This window comes from Chitinophaga barathri (assembly GCF_003807585.1).
In the GTDB taxonomy this organism is placed as follows: Bacteria; Bacteroidota; Bacteroidia; order Chitinophagales; family Chitinophagaceae; genus Chitinophaga; species Chitinophaga barathri.
On sequence record NZ_RMBX01000017.1, the window covers coordinates 101,117 to 117,168 of the forward strand.

Genomic DNA, 16,052 nt, shown 5'->3' on the forward strand with positions numbered 1-16,052 from the left:
GGTCTTAGAACTGCACTTTTACGCCAAAGTTGATCCCCCTCGGGGTGGACAGGGAGCCGAAGTCGATTCCGGCCCCACCATACCCGCGGTTGGAAGCTGTGTTCGCATTCACGCTGGGGTCCGCGCCGGTGTAATTGGTGATCATGAACAGATCCGTGCCGGTGATGAACACAGAAGCATTGGATATCACTTTCTGACGGGCCAGCAGCGTACGCGGCAGGCGGTACATCAGCGTCACATCGCGCAGGCGCATCCAGTCCACGGATTCGATGAAGTCCGCTTCTGTTGCGGAAGTAGAGTTCCAGTAATCAGTTCTGTAATAGGGGTTCACCGCGATGTTGTTGGGCGTGGGTTTGGCGGATTCTTCCAGCCCGTCCAACAGCACGCCGTTGATCACAAATTGTTCCTCGCGGTTCAGCGTGCGTTTGCTGAGGCCGGCCAGGTACAGGTAATATTCGTTGCCGTTGAACACATCGCCGCCTTTGCGGAAATCCAGGTTAAAGCTCAGGCTCCAGTCTTTGTATGTGAACTCATTGATAAGCCCCACTTTAAAATCAGGCTGGCGGTCGCCCACGATCACAAAGTCCCCGGACGATACAGGCAGCCCGGATGAAGGATTGATCAGCAGCTGGCCCTTGCTGTTGCGGCGGAGGCTGTAACCGCTCAGGTTACCGGTGAACGCGCCTTTGTATGCCTGGGAACGCAGGTTGCCGAACACCCAGGTGTCCGAATCATAATAGGTTGGCAGGCTGGCGGGCATTTCCAGTATCTGGCCCCTGTTGCGGTCAAAGTTGGCCAACACATGCCAGCGGAAATTGGTCGTCTGGATCGGGTCGCCGGTGAGCTGAATCTCCAGGCCACGGTTTTCCACCAGGCCGCCGTTCAGGTATTTGATCACATACCCGGTGCCATAACTGGCGCGGGCAGACAATATCTGGTTGCTGCTCCGCAGGGAATAACGCGTGATGTCTATGCCCAGCCGGTTGTCAAAGAATTTTAGCTCGGCGCCGAACTCGAAGTTTTTGGTCTTTTCCGGTACCAGCCCCTGGTTGTTACCCGTAAAACCATAGGCATAACCGCCGCCCGTGGTGATCTGCGACTGCATCGTGTAGTCGATCACGTAAGGCGTAGCGGGGCCTTTACCGGTGGTGGCGTATGAAATGCGCGCTTTGGCATAACTCAGCCATTTCCAGTTCTTCAACAGGTCGGAGAATACAAAACTCAGACCCGCCGCGCCGTAGTTAAAGAAAGGATCTTTGTCCACAAACCGGCTCATAAAAGTAGAGTTGCCTTCTCTTGAACCCGCCAGGGATAAATACAGCAGCCGGTTCCAGCTCACCTCGTAGTTGCCGAAGAAACGCATCTTGCGGATGTTGGAATAAGTGAGTTTGGCGTCACGGCTGAGCGGGTCCGTATTGTTGATGGAGATAAATTCCGGTTCGTAAAAACGTTCGCCTTTATACGCATTGATCTCCGTGGTGAAGTCATCGAATGCAAAACCGGCGGTGAGGATGTTGCCGAACTTGCCCCAGGTTTTGTTCGCGGTTCCACGGATGATGCCGCTGAAGTTACGTGTCAGGATGTCCTGCCCGGAAAGGAAACCGTTGCTTGCAAAACCGTAGCGGGATTGCGGATGCGTCATAAAGAACCCGTCGGTGGTATAGATGTCCGCGCTGGCGATACCGCTGAAGGTGAGCCAGTTTGTTGGGTTGAGATTCAGCGTGAGGTTACCGGTGAAACGTTCCGTATGGTCGTTGGACACGTTTTTGTTCACGTCCCAGAACGGGTTGTCGAACTCCGAGTTGTACGCCACACCACGCAGCGTTTTACGGCTGCCGTCCGGGTTCATATAATTGCGTACATCATCGTCCACCGGCCAGGTAAGCAGTGTCAGGAAATAACTGCCCGCACCTTTAGAACCTTTGTCCGTAGTGGAATTGGTGTAGGTAAAAGAGCCGTTCATATCAAACACCGGGCTCACTTTGGCGGAGCCGGAGAGACGTACGGTTCCGCGGCTGAAAGAGGTGTTGGGCACCACGCCTTTTTGATCCAGGTAGCTGGAGCTCATGCGGAAAGTATATTTTTCATTGCCGCCATCCACCGTCAGGCTGTGCCGTTGCTGGAAGCCGCTCTGGAAGAAGTTGTCGAAGTTGTCGTAGAACTGTGTGGTATCCATGTTGTACTTCGGCCCGAAAAAGGCGGACATGGCGCCGAAGGAAAACGGGTTCACGGTGGCATTGTCGTCCGCTACGCCGTTCAGCCCGCGGCTGTAGGTAGTTTGTACATCCGGGAACATGTATACGTCTTCAAAACGGAAATTGTTGTCGTAGGTAACGGTCGCCCGCCCGCTTTTGCCGCGGCGGGTGGTGATGAGGATGGCGCCGGAAGCACCGTCCGAGCCATACAGCGCGGCCGCTTCGGGGCCTTTTAATACAGTGATGCTTTCAATGTCTTCGGGGTTGAGGTCCATGGCGCGGTTGCCATAGTCGGAGTTGCGGTTGGCGAAAGATACGCTCTGGCCGCTGATAAGCGATTCCTGGTTCAGCGTCTGGTTGTCGAACGGTACGCCGTCTACTACGAACAGGGGCTGGTTGTTGCCGCCGATGGAGGTGGCGCCGCGCAGTACGATCTGCGAGCTGGAGCCCGGGGCGCCGGAAGTGCCGGTGATGGTAGCGCCGGCTACACGGCCGGCCAGGCCGTTGATGAAGTTTTCACGCTGCGTCTGCGCTACGTCCGCGCCGTCCACTTTTTGAACGGAGGAGCTAAGCGAGCGCGGATCTTTGGAAATGTTGTAAGCTGTTTTTACAAACTCCTGCAGGTTTTTCTGATCCACGAGCAGTTCTACGTGAATGGTATTGTTGTTACCGACGGTCACGTTTTTGGGAACGTAGCCGAGAAAACTGAAAACCAGCACCTGGCCCGGGCTGGCGGCAATGCTGTAGTTTCCGTTGGCGTCGCTGGCCACGCCGGTACTGGTGCCCTGTATGCGCACCGTTACGCCGGGGAGAGGGGCCCGGTCTTCGGCGGCCGTTACAGTGCCGCGCACCGTGTTCTGCGCCTGTACAGCGGGAATGATCCCCAGCAGTAAAAGGAAGAGGAATAGACGTCTCATCATTTTGACAGAGATTTTGGTAGTTATGAAATAAAAGCGATTCGACCCGTTAAATACTTAAAGGAACATTGGGGTTTACTGAACACAATATGCCGGCATACCCCGGTTCAGGCCGGAGTAAAACTGGTGATGGATGCCATAAACATTTGGTTCTTTCTCTATTACTGTCTTGTGTCGGGTACTTGTTAGCTGTAGCTTTAGACTTTGATTTTAGCGAAATTAGGAATCGGGCAATCTGTTCAACTTCATCTAATTTAATGAAATTAAACGGAATAAAAAACCCTTCCAAAGTGGCATTCTCGCTCATTTTATCTTTTCTTTGCTGCTGTTACCAACAAAACTGAACTTGATCAGGAAAGAACTGCGGATCATACTGCTATCCCTCGGCATCAGCCTGTTGCTGACGGTTGCCAAGTTCGTGGCATATTTTTTTACACATTCCGTGGCCATCCTTTCGGATGCGCTGGAATCCATTATCAATGTGGTGGCCGGAGGTTTTGCCTGTTACAGCATTTACCTGACCGGGAAACCGAAAGATGAAAATCATCCGTACGGCCATGGCAAGGTGGAATTCTTTTCCATAGGTTTCGAAGGAGCCATGATCTTCATTGCGGGCATTCTCATTCTTTTTAAGGCTGGCCAGTACTTCATCATGCAGCCGGAACTGGAAAAAATAGGCCACGGCATCTGGCTGATCACCGGCACTTCCGTGGCGAACCTCCTGCTGGGGATCTACCTGGTGAAGAGCGGGCGGAACCTGCGTTCCATCACCCTCAGCGGCAACGGGCAGCATATCCTGACGGACGCTTACAGTTCCGTGGCCCTCATTGCCGCGCTGGTCATCATTCATTATACCGGCCTCCGCTGGCTGGACCCGGCCGTGTCCGCAGCCATGGGCATACTCATCCTGCGGAAAGGTTACCAGCTCATGCGGCAGTCTATCTCAGGCCTCATGGACGAAACCGATATGAAGGTGGTGGACCAGGTGATCGGCATCCTGAACCGTCACCGGCACGAACATCCCAACTGGATTGACGTACACAACATGCGCGTACAGCAGTATGGCAATAATTATCACATAGACTGCCACGTAACGCTGCCATATTACCTCGAGCTTACCCTCGTGCACGAGGAGATCAAAGCCATGGAAAACCTGGTGAACAAAGAACTGGAAGGCCACGAAGTGGAGTTTTTTATCCATGTGGACCCCTGCATTCCCAGCAGCTGCCCGCACTGCACCCTCATGGAATGCCCTGTGCGAAGCCATCCTTACGAACATACCATCGGCTGGACGCGGGAAAATGTACTGCCCAACAGGAAACATACTGCGTAAAATCTGCTACCAGTCTTATTATCGGGTATATCAGCCCAAAACATACCGCTTGATATTTGCTACCAGTCTTATTATTGGGCATATCAGCCCCAAACATTCATTTTGACATCCGCTACCAGCCTTATTATCCGGGCGTACCGGCCCGGCGGGAGCATACCTTTGCTCCGGCCGCCAACAGCAGCCACATACATAATAGACAAACAGGGCATCCGTTACCGTTACTCCGTATTTGTTTTTTCCTTTCCCCGGCCGCCCGGATTATTCAATTTTTCCTAGCTTAGCAGATTATGCAAAGGATCCTGATCGTGGAAGACGAAGTGAAAGTGGCCAATGCGGTCAAAATGGGGCTGGAAGAAAACGGCTTTGAAGTGGACGTGGCCTATGACGGCCGCATCGGCAAGGGACTGGCCGCCAGCCAGGATTACGACCTCGTGATTCTCGACCTCAACCTGCCGCATCACAACGGCTATGAGATCTGCGAAGTGATCCGCCGGCGAAACAGCAAGGTGCCCGTCATCATGCTTACCGCCCTCGGCGGCATGGATGACAAAATGCAGGCCTTTGAGCTGGGCGCGGACGATTACCTCGTCAAACCCTTCGATTTCCGGGAACTGCTGGCCCGCATCCGCGTATTCCTCAAACGCGCCGGGGCGGACGTATCCGCCACACAACGCTACAAACTCATCATCGCGGACCTTGAAATAGACCGCGAAAGGAAAGAAGTATCCCGCGCCGGTAAAAAGATACCCCTCACCGCCAAAGAATTCCAGCTGCTGGAGCTGCTGGCCCTTCACAAAGGGAAAGTGATCTCCAAACTCTCCATCGCCGAGAAGGTCTGGAATATCGATTTTGACACAGGTACGAACGTGATAGAGGTATATATGAATTTCCTCCGTAAAAAAATAGACAAAGACTTTGAACTGAAGCTGCTCCATACCAAAACAGGCATGGGGTATTATATTTCAGAAGAACAATAGCGCCCGGTTTGAACATAAAGTATAAAATAGCCGTCTATTACACACTGTCCGCCGCATTACTGCTGATCGCATTTGCCGGGTTGTCCTATTATTTCTCCGCGGAAAGCCGCAGGGCAGAGTACCAGGACCGCCTGGAATACCGCGCCCGCTCCATTGGCAGCGTAATCATCGAAAACGATCATGTACAGATCAGCCTGCTGCGCAAGCTGGACAAAACCACGTTCCAGGACCTCTACCGCGAAACCATCCTCGTGTACAGCGAAAATTACGACCTCCTGTACACCAATATGCGGGATACGGCCGTACGCACGCCCAAACACCTGCTGGATTATGTCAAACAGCATAAATCCTATCTCCACAACGACAGCGAGGGCGAAACCGCCGGTATCTTTTATACGGAGGACAATGTGTCCGTACTCGTGATCGTGTCCTCCTTTGACAAATACGGTTTCCAGAACCTGCAGAACCTCCGCCGCATCCTCGTGATAGAGCTGCTCGTAGCCGTGCTGCTGCTGGTGGGAGTGGGGTACTTCTTCGCCAAAAAGATGGTGCAGCCCATAGACAGGCTCGTGCAGCAGGTGGACTCCATCAATGCGAACAACCTCCAGGACGTCAAAGTAGACGTACATGGCAAAGATGAAATAGCCCAGCTGGGCGCGAACTTCAACACGATGTTGCAGCGCCTGAGCCATAGTTTTGACCTGCAGAAAAGTTTTGTCAGCAACGCCTCCCACGAGCTGCGCACCCCGCTGGCGGCTATTATCAGCCAGCTGCAGGTAGCATTGGCCAAAGACAGGACAGGGGCGGAGTACGCCGTGGTATTACATTCCGTACTGGAAGACGCCCAGAGCCTGTCCGATCTTTCCAACGGCCTGCTACAGCTGGCACAATCGGAGCTGAGCCGCAAGGAATTTGTATTCACCCCTGTACGTGTGGACGAACTGCTATGGGAAACCGGCGAGCAGATACGCGAAAAAAGAAGACCCGTGGGCAAGGTGGAGATCCAGTTCCTCCGCGAGCCCGAGCTGGATACCTATCTCACCAGCAATGGCAACGAAACGCTGCTGAAAGTACTTTTCCTCAACCTGCTGGACAATGCCTGCAAATTCTCCGAAGACCAGTCCGCCAAAGTTACCATCGACTTCAACGATAAATACATTATTGTACATGTAAAGGACCACGGCCTGGGCATCCCACAGGAGGAGCAGAGCCGTGTGTTCGAGCCTTTCTTCAGGGGCAGCAACGGGCAGATGACGAGAGGGCACGGGCTGGGGCTGTCCATCTGCAAAAAGATCATCGAGCTGCATGAAGGGAAGATCAGCCTGTTTTCCATACCGGGCGAGGGTTCCACGTTCACCGTGCAGTTGCCCCACGTCTGAAAAATTCCGTATATTAGAGAGTAACCTTTTTAAACACCCCACAAACCCGAGGAAATGAAATATATGCTGATCATTGGAATGCTCTTGTTGACCGTATTTGCTAACGCGCAGCAGCCCGCCCAAACAACCAAACCGGACGTCATCCTCAAAGTGAATGGCGATGAACTGACGGGAAAAGTAACCGAGATCACCGACGACGAAGTAAAATTCGTGTATGCGAACGAAACGCTGGTCTACGCCATCAAAAAGGCCGAGATACAGAAAATAACCTTCAGCAGCGGCAGGATAGAGTTTTTTAACAAACCCGCCGCCCCCGCCGCGGGAAATGCCAATACCGGCGGAGCGCCCGCCTCCGGGGAATCGCATCATAACAAGGTAGCCATCCTGCCGTTCGGTTTCGTGAGGGACGGGCAGAATGCCGCCGATGAAATAAGCCTGAAAGTGCAGAATGATTGTTTTTCCTACATGAACAAACACGCCGGCCAGCTCAGCATACTGGACCCCCGTACGTCAAACGCCATGCTGGCCAAAGGGGGCGTCACCAGGGAGAACATCAAAAACTATACGATGACCGACCTCTGCAACCTGCTGGGTGTGGAATACGTCGTGGAAGGCACCGTACTGATGAACAGCACCACGCAAACGAGTTATTCCACCGCCAATGCCGATGTGAAGGATAAAGACAAGGATAAAAAAGTGTCCGGCTCCACCTTTTCCTCCAGCCAGCAGAACTTTGAAACGAACCTGAACCTGAATATCTACAACGACGCCGGCGCCACCGTGTACAGCCAGTCGCGCAGGTCGTTCTTCAATACGCAGGACGCTTACCAGAACACACTGGAATATTTATTAAAAAGAACACCGCTTTACCAGAAATAAAAAACCCGGACCGGCATTATATTCCCGGGCACAACCAGCATCATGGCGAAACTGTATAAACGATCATACATTTTTATTGGTTTATTGTTCCTCTTCCTGCACGGTTTTCTGCCGCTGATGGCGCAGGATGCCACGGATTCTACGAATACGGGCAACCGGGCAGCGCCGCCAGTATCCATAGCACAGTCGGTACTGGATTCATTGGCGGGGGATACTCTCCGTCCTAAATGGATCGATGATCTGCAGCGTTTTGGGGAGATCGAAGAGGTGAAAAGCCAGCGGGAATATAAGGAAGGCCGTATCTCTATCCGGCAGAATGAGCTGCTGAGCCTGTTGAAAAAAACGATCGGGGAGGCGAAGCTGTACCTCAGGGATGGAATAGATACGGTGGGCGTGGCCCGCGAGCTGGAGAAAAGTATGGCATATTTTGCTATCGTAAAAGACGGTGTGTTTGAAAACAAAGGCAGCAACCAGACGCAGCGGAACCTCAGCGTGTCCGCGTCGATTCTCGCCGAGCTGTATAAAACCATGGCGCACCGGCAGCAAACGTTGAATAAATACGCCAACGACCTGATCGGGTTTAAAGATAAACTCGATTCGCTGAACAGCGACCCGGTACTGTACCGTTTTTCTTCAGACTCCGCCACCACCGTGCATTATGTGGGCCGGCTGCTGCTCACCGCCCGCGAAATAGTCCCGGCGGACAGCAGCCTGAAACAGGCTATCACCCGTGTGCAGGACCTTCAGCTGAAGCTGGACCCCATGGTATTTACACTACGGTCCGCACTGGAAGACATAGAAAGATACCGGAAAGACCTGTCCGAAAAAACTTTCAGCAGGGAGTTTAATAACATCTGGGGGCCGGTCGGTTATTCACGCCCTTTCCGGGAGATCCTGCAATTCTCATGGGCCAAGGAAAAACTGGCCTTCTCATTTTACATCCGCGACTATGCAGGCCGCTTTATGCTCTTTTTTGCGCTGCTCGCGCTGTGTTACCTGTTTATCCGCGCGCTCCGCCGCAGTATCCTGAGGGAAGGCCTGCATGAAGGAACATCGGAAGCACAGCTGGTGACAAAGTACCCCTTGCATTCCGCTATCCTGGTGGTATCCGGCATCTTTCAGTTCATTTTCCCCAGCCCTCCGTTTGTGATCGCCTGCCTGTTCTGGCTCGCGCCGGCCATCAGCCTCTGTTTTATATTCAGCAACTACGTCACACCATACTGGATGCGTTTCTGGATCACGTTGATCCTGTTTTTTGTATTGGCATGCGTGGTCAACCTCGTCCTTCAGGCTTCCAGGACGGAGCGTTATATCATGCTCGCACTGGCCTTTGCCGGCGCCATTTACACGGCCTTCGTACTGATGAGCAAACGTAAGAATGAACTCCGTGAAAAATACATCCTCTATTTTATCGGCTTTGTAACCGTAATGGAAATAGCGTCCGTCCTGTTCAACGCCTTCGGGCGGCACAACCTTGCCAAAACTTTCCTGATCAGCGGGTTCGCCGGCGTGGTGATCGCCATCCTGTTCCTCTGGACCGTGCGGCTACTGAACCAGCTGCTGCGCCTCGCCAATGTCGTATACCGGCACACGGATCAGAAATTCCAGCTGCTCAATTTCCAGAAAGTAGGTACGGAAGTGCCGCGTTTTTTTTATGTGCTGCTGGTGCTGGGCTGGTTTATACTGGTAGGCAGGAATTTCTACAGTTTCAGGATGCTCTCGGACCCGCTGAACAGCTTTTTATCGCGCGAACGCACGCTCGGGCAATATGACTTTACGATCAACAGCCTGCTGATATTCACCCTGATCCTGGTCTGCGCCACCCTGCTGTCCCGCATCGTGTCTTACTTCGCCACGGAAACGCCCACTCAGGGTGACGCCAAAAAAGGCCGTCTCGCCTGGGGCAGCTGGATATTACTCATCCGTATCTTTATTATCTGCCTTGGCCTGTTCCTGGCTTTCGCAGCCACCGGCATACCGATAGACAGGATCACCATCATCCTCGGCGCATTGGGCGTAGGCGTGGGCCTGGGCCTGCAAAGCCTGGTGAACAACCTCGTGAGCGGGCTGATCATCGCATTCGAGAAACCCGTAAACGTGGGAGATATCATCGAAATAAACGGCAAATCCGCTACTATGAAATCCATCGGGTTCCGGAGCAGCATCGTGGTGAGCGTAGACGGCGCCTGCATCATCATACCGAACGGAGAACTGCTGAGCCAGCACCTGGTGAACTGGTCCATGAACAAAAACATCAAACGGGTGGAACTGGACGTGGGCGTGGCGTATGGCACCAACCTGGAAAAAGTAAAAACCATCCTGACCGATATACTTTCAGACGACGACAGGATCATGCCCGTGCCTGTGCCGCTCGTGGTGGCGCGCTCCTTTGGGGACAATTCCATTAATTTTAAAATGATCTTCTGGGTGCACAATATCCGCGAACACCTCATGGTGACCAGCGACATCATTTCCAAAACAGACCGCGCATTTACATCATCCGGCATCGTGATCCCTTTCCCGCAAAGAGATATACATGTGCGGGATATGCCCACCACGCCGCCAGCGAAGCCGGAGGCATAATATAGCTCCGTCTTGAGTTTGGCGCGTCGTTGTGAAAAGCTCGTCATTGCGAGGAGCAGCGGGGGATCTGTGCAGGAGCTGCGACGAAGCAATCTCCAGATACTGGCGTACATCCATTCGCAGCAGGAGATTGCTTCGTCGCCCCACCCACTTTAGCGCTGCTGCTCCTCGCAATGGCGGGCTTTGCACTTTCAGTGCAGATTATTTTAATTCGTACCCCCCTTAATTTTTTTTAATCCCTTTTTAATCTCCTTTAAAGCCCGCTTTAATTCGCAGTATGGAGCTTTGTGTCAATGAAACGGCTCCGGATTATAGTACTGATCATTCTCACTACAAAAGCAGCGATGGCGCAGGACGCTCAGCCGCTTACGCTACCGGAAGCGGAAAAACAGTTCCTGCAAAACAACTTACAGTTACTGGCCCAACGGTATCATGTGGACGCGGACAACGCGCTCATAGACCAGGCCCGTAAATGGAACAATCCCTCTTTTTCGACCACCCTGGGCTTTGGTACCCTCAATAAGGTGCAGCCCTTCAATATAGGCAGCGGCGGACAGTTTGAAGGCAATATAGACCAGCTGATCTTACTGGCAGGCAAAAGGAACAAACAGGTACAACTGGCTCAATGGAACGCAGCTTCGTCCGCCGCCGCCTTTGATGAATTGATGCGTACCCTGCGCCTGCAATTGCGCAGCAGTTATTACGAGTTGTATTTCCTGAAAGAAACGGAGAAGACCCTCCGTGAACAGCTCAGCAATCTCCAGAAAATTTTAGATGCCTACCGGGAAGCCGATAGCAAAGGCAGCGTGGCCCATGCGGATGTGATCCGCCTGCAAGCCCTCCAGGTGGGCATCGCCAATGATTATACCGATCTGCGCCAGCAGGAACTGGCTGCTTCGCTTAACCTCCAGACATTGTTGGGAAGTCCGCTCCCGGTAACGCCAGTGGTGGCCGGTGACGTATTGCAGCAATATACGATAGGGTCATTCACGCTGCAATCGCTCACCGATACCGCCCTGGCCAACCGGCCGGACCTTGCCCTGGCAAACACGCAGTTGCAGCAGGCGAACGTGAACTACAGGCTGCAAAAAGCCCTGGCTGTACCGGACCTGCATGTAGGCGCCACCTATGATAAAAACGGCAGCTATGCCGCCAATTTCGTGGGCATGACGCTTGGCATCGATCTCCCGCTCTGGAACCGGAACAAAGGCAATATCCGCTCCGCCGCCAGCGAAATAAAAGCGCAGGACGCGCTCTTTCAGCAGCAACGCCTCAACGTAAGCGCGGAAGTGGCCAACGCCCTTACCAGGATACAGTTCCTCGAAAAAGGCTCCGGCTGGCCCGATCTTAAATCCTTCAACACCGAATACGATCAGCTGATCGCCGAAGTAGCGTCGAACTTCCGCAAGGGGAATATCTCCCTGCTGCAATTCATCGACTATTTCAACAGCTACAGCGATCACGTAAAACATACCAACAAGTTCCTGAACGATCGTGTGCTGGCATACGAAGAACTGAACTACACGACCGGCACCCAATTATTCAACACTGTGAATTAACGCTTTGACAATGAAAAGATATATACTTCCCATTGCGCTCATCGCCGCCATCGCCGGATGGACGGGCTGCAGGCATACGCAGGCGGAAGACACGGCCGCCACCACCTTTGTGCTCAGCGACACGATGATGGCGTCCATCAAAATAGATACCACCGTGATCAAACCCGTGGAAAGCGAACTGCGCCTTTCCGGCAAGGTTACGCCCGATATGAGCAAAGTGCTGAAACTATACCCCCTGGTGAGCGGCTACGTAAAGGATATCAAAGTACAGCTGGGCGATTATGTAAAAAAAGGACAGGTGCTGGCCGTGATCCAGAGCGGGGAAATAGCCGGTTATGACAAAGAGCTGTCCCAGGCCGGATCCGACCTGGCCGTGGCCGAAAAGGGCCTGAAAGTGGCCCAGGATCTCTATAAAAGCCAGCTGTCCACCGAAAAGGACGTGGTAAACGCGGAAGGAGAGCTGAACAAAGCCAAAGCGGAAATAGCCCGGCTCAATGAACTGTTGCAGATCTACCGCAAAGGCAGCGGCTCCACATCCATCGTGACGGCCCCCATCAGCGGATACGTGATAGAAAAGAACATCAACAACGGGATGGAACTGCGCTCGGACAACAGCCAGCACATGTTCACCATTTCAGAACTGGATGATGTGTGGATCATGGCCAACGTGTTCGAAACGGACATCTCCCGCGTCAAAGAAGGCTACCCGGCGGATGTTTCTACCATCAGTTACCCGGACAGGCTTTTCCATGGCCGGATAGACAAGGTATACAACGTACTGGACCCGGATACCAAAACCATGCAGGTGCGCATCCGGCTGGACAATGAAGGCATGCTGCTCAAACCCGAGATGTTCGCTTCCGTGCTGCTGCGCTACCGCGAAGGCACCGAAATGCCCGCCATTCCCAGCTCCGCCGTCATCTTCGACAAAGGCAAAAATTTCGTGATGGTATTCCGCGACAAATTCAACATCGATACAAGAGAAATAAAAGTGGCCAAGGCGCTGAACGAAACGTCGTACATCAGCCGCGGCCTCCAGCCCGGGGATAAGATCATCTCCCGGAACCAGTTACTGATCTACGACGCGTTGAACGACTAACAGCACATGAACAGATTCATCAGAAATATTGTAGGCTTTTCGCTCAGGAACAAGTTCTTCGTGTTCTTCATGCTGGCGGTGCTCAGTGTCGGCGGGGTAGTGGCTTTCCTCCACACGCCCATTGAGGCCTTCCCGGACGTGACCAACACACAGATCGTGATCGTAACGGAATGGAACGGCCGCAGCGCGGAAGAAGTGGAAAGGTTCGTGACCACGCCCATAGAGATATCCATGAACGGCGTGCAACGCAAGACCAGCGTACGTTCCATTTCCATGTTCGGCCTTTCCGTGATCAAGATCATTTTTGAAGACGATGTGGAAGATTTTTTTGCGCGGCAACAGGTGAACAATATGCTGCGCAACGTGGGCCTGCCCGAAACAGTGGAGCCTGAAGTGCAGCCGCCATACGGCCCCACGGGTGAAGTGTTCCGCTACTGGCTCAAAAGCGACCACCGGGACAGCCGGGGCCTGCTCACTTACCAGAACTGGGTGATAGACCGCCAGCTGCGCAGCGTGCCCGGTGTGGCGGACGTGGTGGCCTTCGGGGGACAGGAAAAGATATACGAGATTACGGCGGATCCTGTGCGCCTCGCGAAATACAACATCACGCCGCTGGAGCTTTACGAAGCCGCCAACAAAAGCAACGTCAACGTTGGAGGCGATGTGATCGAAAAGAACGGCCAGGCGTATGTTGTGCGGGGCATCGGGCTGCTGGATAATATCAGGGATATTGAAAACATCATCGTAGAGAATATCAACGGCACGCCCATTCTCGTGAAAAACGTGGCGGACGTGCGGGAAACCTCCGCTCCCAGGGTAGGCCAGGCCGGCCTCGATGACAACGATGATATCGTGGAGGGTATAGTCGTCATGCGTAAAGGCGAAAACCCGCACGAAGTGCTGGGCCGCATCAAAGCCAAAGTAACCGAGCTCAACGAAAAAGTATTACCGTCGGACATCAAAATGGTTACGTTCTACGACCGCGATGTGCTGATGAGTTATTGCACGAAGACAGTCATGCATAACCTGCTGGAAGGGATCATTTTTGTGACCGTGATCGTATTCCTCTTTATGGCGGACTGGAGAACGACGCTGATCGTGGGCATCATCATACCGTTATCATTATTATTCGCCTTCATTTGCCTGAAGCTGAGGGGAATGAGCGCCAACCTGCTGTCTATGGGCGCCATCGACTTCGGGATCATAATAGACGGTGCGGTGGTGATGGTGGAGGGCATCTTCGTCATGCTGGACCATAAGGCCAAACATTACGGGATGGAACGCTTTAACCGGCTCGCCAAGATGGGTTGGATCAAAAAGACTGGCGGCGAGCTGGGTAAAGCGGTGTTTTTCTCCAAACTGATCATCATCATTTCGTTGCTGCCCATTTTTTCTTTCCAGAAAGTGGAAGGTAAAATGTTCTCACCGCTGGCCTGGACGCTCGGTTTTGCCCTGCTGGGCGCCCTGCTGTTCACCCTCACGCTGGTGCCGGTGCTCACATCGATCCTGCTTAAAAAGAATGTTCGTGAAAGACATAACCCGGTCGTGAATTTTTTCCACCGGATCGTGATGAAAGGATTCAATTGGACGTATGCCCGCAAGAGGCTCAGCTTGCTCATCGCCATTTTGTTCATGGGAATTAGTTTTGCCTCCGCCCGGTTCCTCGGCTCGGAATTTTTGCCCCAGTTGAATGAGGGTGCATTATGGGTGGAGGCGAAGCTGCCTATGAGTATGAGCTTGAACGAAACCGTGAAGTTCGTGCATAAGTTCCGCAAAGAACTGGCAAGCTTCCCGGAAGTGAACGGCGTACTCTCGCAAACAGGCCGCTCAAACGACGGCACCGATCCTTCAGGTTTTTATTACGTGCAGTGCCAGGTGAACCTGAAGCCGAAAGAAGAATGGAAACGCAAGATCACCATGGACCAGTTGGTGGAAGAAATGGACAAACGCCTCAAACAATACCAGGGCGTGGGGTACAATTACTCCCAACCGATCATCGACAACGTGGCCGAAGCCGTGGCCGGCATCAACGCCAGCAATGCGGTAAAAATATACGGCGACGACCTGGAGGAGCTGGACAAACTCGCCAACCAGGTAATAGCCCGGATAGAAGGCGTACGCGGCATCAAGGACGTGGGCATCCTGCGAAACGTAGGCCAGCCGGAGATGAGCGTGCACCTTGAAGAACAGAAGATGGCCCTCTACGGCGTAAAAACCGCGGACGCACAGGCCGTCATCGAAATGGCCATCGGCGGCAAAACCGCCACACAGCTCTACGAAGGCGAACGGAAGTTTGACGTGCGTATCCGCTACGATCAGAATTCCCGTAAAGACGAGGAAGACCTCCGCAACCTGATGGTGCCCACAATGAACGGCAACCGCATCCCGCTGAAAGAGATCGCCAGTATAGAAACCCTTACAGGCCCGGCATTCATTTACCGGGACGATACCAAACGTTTTATCGGCGTGAAGTTCTCCGTCCGCGACCGGGACCTTGGTAGCACCATTGCGGAAGCGCAGGCCAGCGTAAACAACGGTGTGAAACTGCCGAAAGGTTATTCCATCGGCTGGACGGGTGAGTTCGAAAACCAGGTACGCGCCACGCAGCGCCTCGGGCAGGTAGTACCCGTAAGCCTGGTAGCGATATTTATTATCCTGTTCATCATGATGGGCAGCGTAAAAGACGCGGGGCTCATATTACTGAATGTACCGTTTGCGCTCATAGGAGGCATACTGGCGCTGCACGTTACCGGCATGAACTTCGGCATCTCGGCGGGAGTGGGTTTTATCGCGCTCTTCGGGATATGTATCCAGAACGGGGTGATCCTGATCTCCGTATTCCATAAGAACCTGCAATTAAAAATGCCGCTGAACGACGCGATCAGGATGGGAGTGGAGGAACGTATCAGGCCGGTGGTAATGACCGCACTGATGGCCGCCATAGGGCTGATACCCGCGGCGGTGAGCCATGGCATCGGTTCCGAAACTCAAAAGCCGCTGGCGATCGTGGTGATAGGGGGGCTGATCACCGCTACGGTGCTGACGCTGCTTATTTTCCCGCTGATATTTTACAGCGCATACAAAAACACATCGAAGAAGTTAATACTTACCAATAACAATTAAAAACAAAC

General features: G+C 53.2%; 9 protein-coding genes. 8 read left to right on the forward strand and 1 reads right to left on the reverse strand.

The genetic code is table 11. The annotated features are described in order from the left end of the window. Positions 1 to 4: 4 nt before the first annotated feature. The gene (locus EG028_RS26110; protein ID WP_120515936.1) at positions 5 to 3,115 is read right to left on the reverse strand and encodes a SusC/RagA family TonB-linked outer membrane protein; all 3,111 of its coding nucleotides are present in this window, start codon (positions 3,113 to 3,115) and stop codon (positions 5 to 7) included. Between the two features lie 343 nt (positions 3,116 to 3,458). Here EG028_RS26110 and EG028_RS26115 point away from each other — a divergent pair, with 343 nt between their 5' ends. From EG028_RS26115 to EG028_RS26150, 8 genes are all read left to right on the forward strand, one after another. Continuing rightward, entirely contained in the window at positions 3,459 to 4,445 is a 987-nt protein-coding gene (locus EG028_RS26115; protein WP_120516028.1) for a cation diffusion facilitator family transporter, read from the forward strand. Positions 4,446 to 4,732: 287 nt separating this feature from the next. Further along, the gene (locus EG028_RS26120) at positions 4,733 to 5,422 is read left to right on the forward strand and encodes a response regulator (RefSeq protein WP_120515935.1); all 690 of its coding nucleotides are present in this window, start codon (positions 4,733 to 4,735) and stop codon (positions 5,420 to 5,422) included. An 8-nt stretch (positions 5,423 to 5,430) separates the two neighbouring features. After that, on the forward strand, positions 5,431 to 6,801 hold the full coding sequence (locus EG028_RS26125; RefSeq protein WP_120515934.1) for a HAMP domain-containing sensor histidine kinase: 1,371 nt from the start codon (positions 5,431 to 5,433) through the stop codon (positions 6,799 to 6,801). Positions 6,802 to 6,855: 54 nt separating this feature from the next. Next, positions 6,856 to 7,680, forward strand: a complete 825-nt coding sequence (locus EG028_RS26130; protein WP_120515933.1) for a hypothetical protein — start codon at positions 6,856 to 6,858, stop codon at positions 7,678 to 7,680. Between the two features lie 42 nt (positions 7,681 to 7,722). Continuing rightward, complete coding sequence (locus EG028_RS26135) at positions 7,723 to 10,263, forward strand: mechanosensitive ion channel family protein (protein ID WP_120515932.1); 2,541 nt, start codon at positions 7,723 to 7,725, stop codon at positions 10,261 to 10,263. A gap of 293 nt (positions 10,264 to 10,556) precedes the next feature. Next, on the forward strand, positions 10,557 to 11,822 hold the full coding sequence (locus EG028_RS26140) for a TolC family protein (RefSeq protein WP_120515931.1): 1,266 nt from the start codon (positions 10,557 to 10,559) through the stop codon (positions 11,820 to 11,822). 10 nt (positions 11,823 to 11,832) lie between these two features. Further along, positions 11,833 to 12,921, forward strand: a complete 1,089-nt coding sequence (locus EG028_RS26145) for an efflux RND transporter periplasmic adaptor subunit (protein ID WP_120515930.1) — start codon at positions 11,833 to 11,835, stop codon at positions 12,919 to 12,921. A 6-nt stretch (positions 12,922 to 12,927) separates the two neighbouring features. After that, entirely contained in the window at positions 12,928 to 16,044 is a 3,117-nt protein-coding gene (locus EG028_RS26150) for an efflux RND transporter permease subunit (RefSeq protein ID WP_120515929.1), read from the forward strand. Positions 16,045 to 16,052 lie beyond the last annotated feature (8 nt).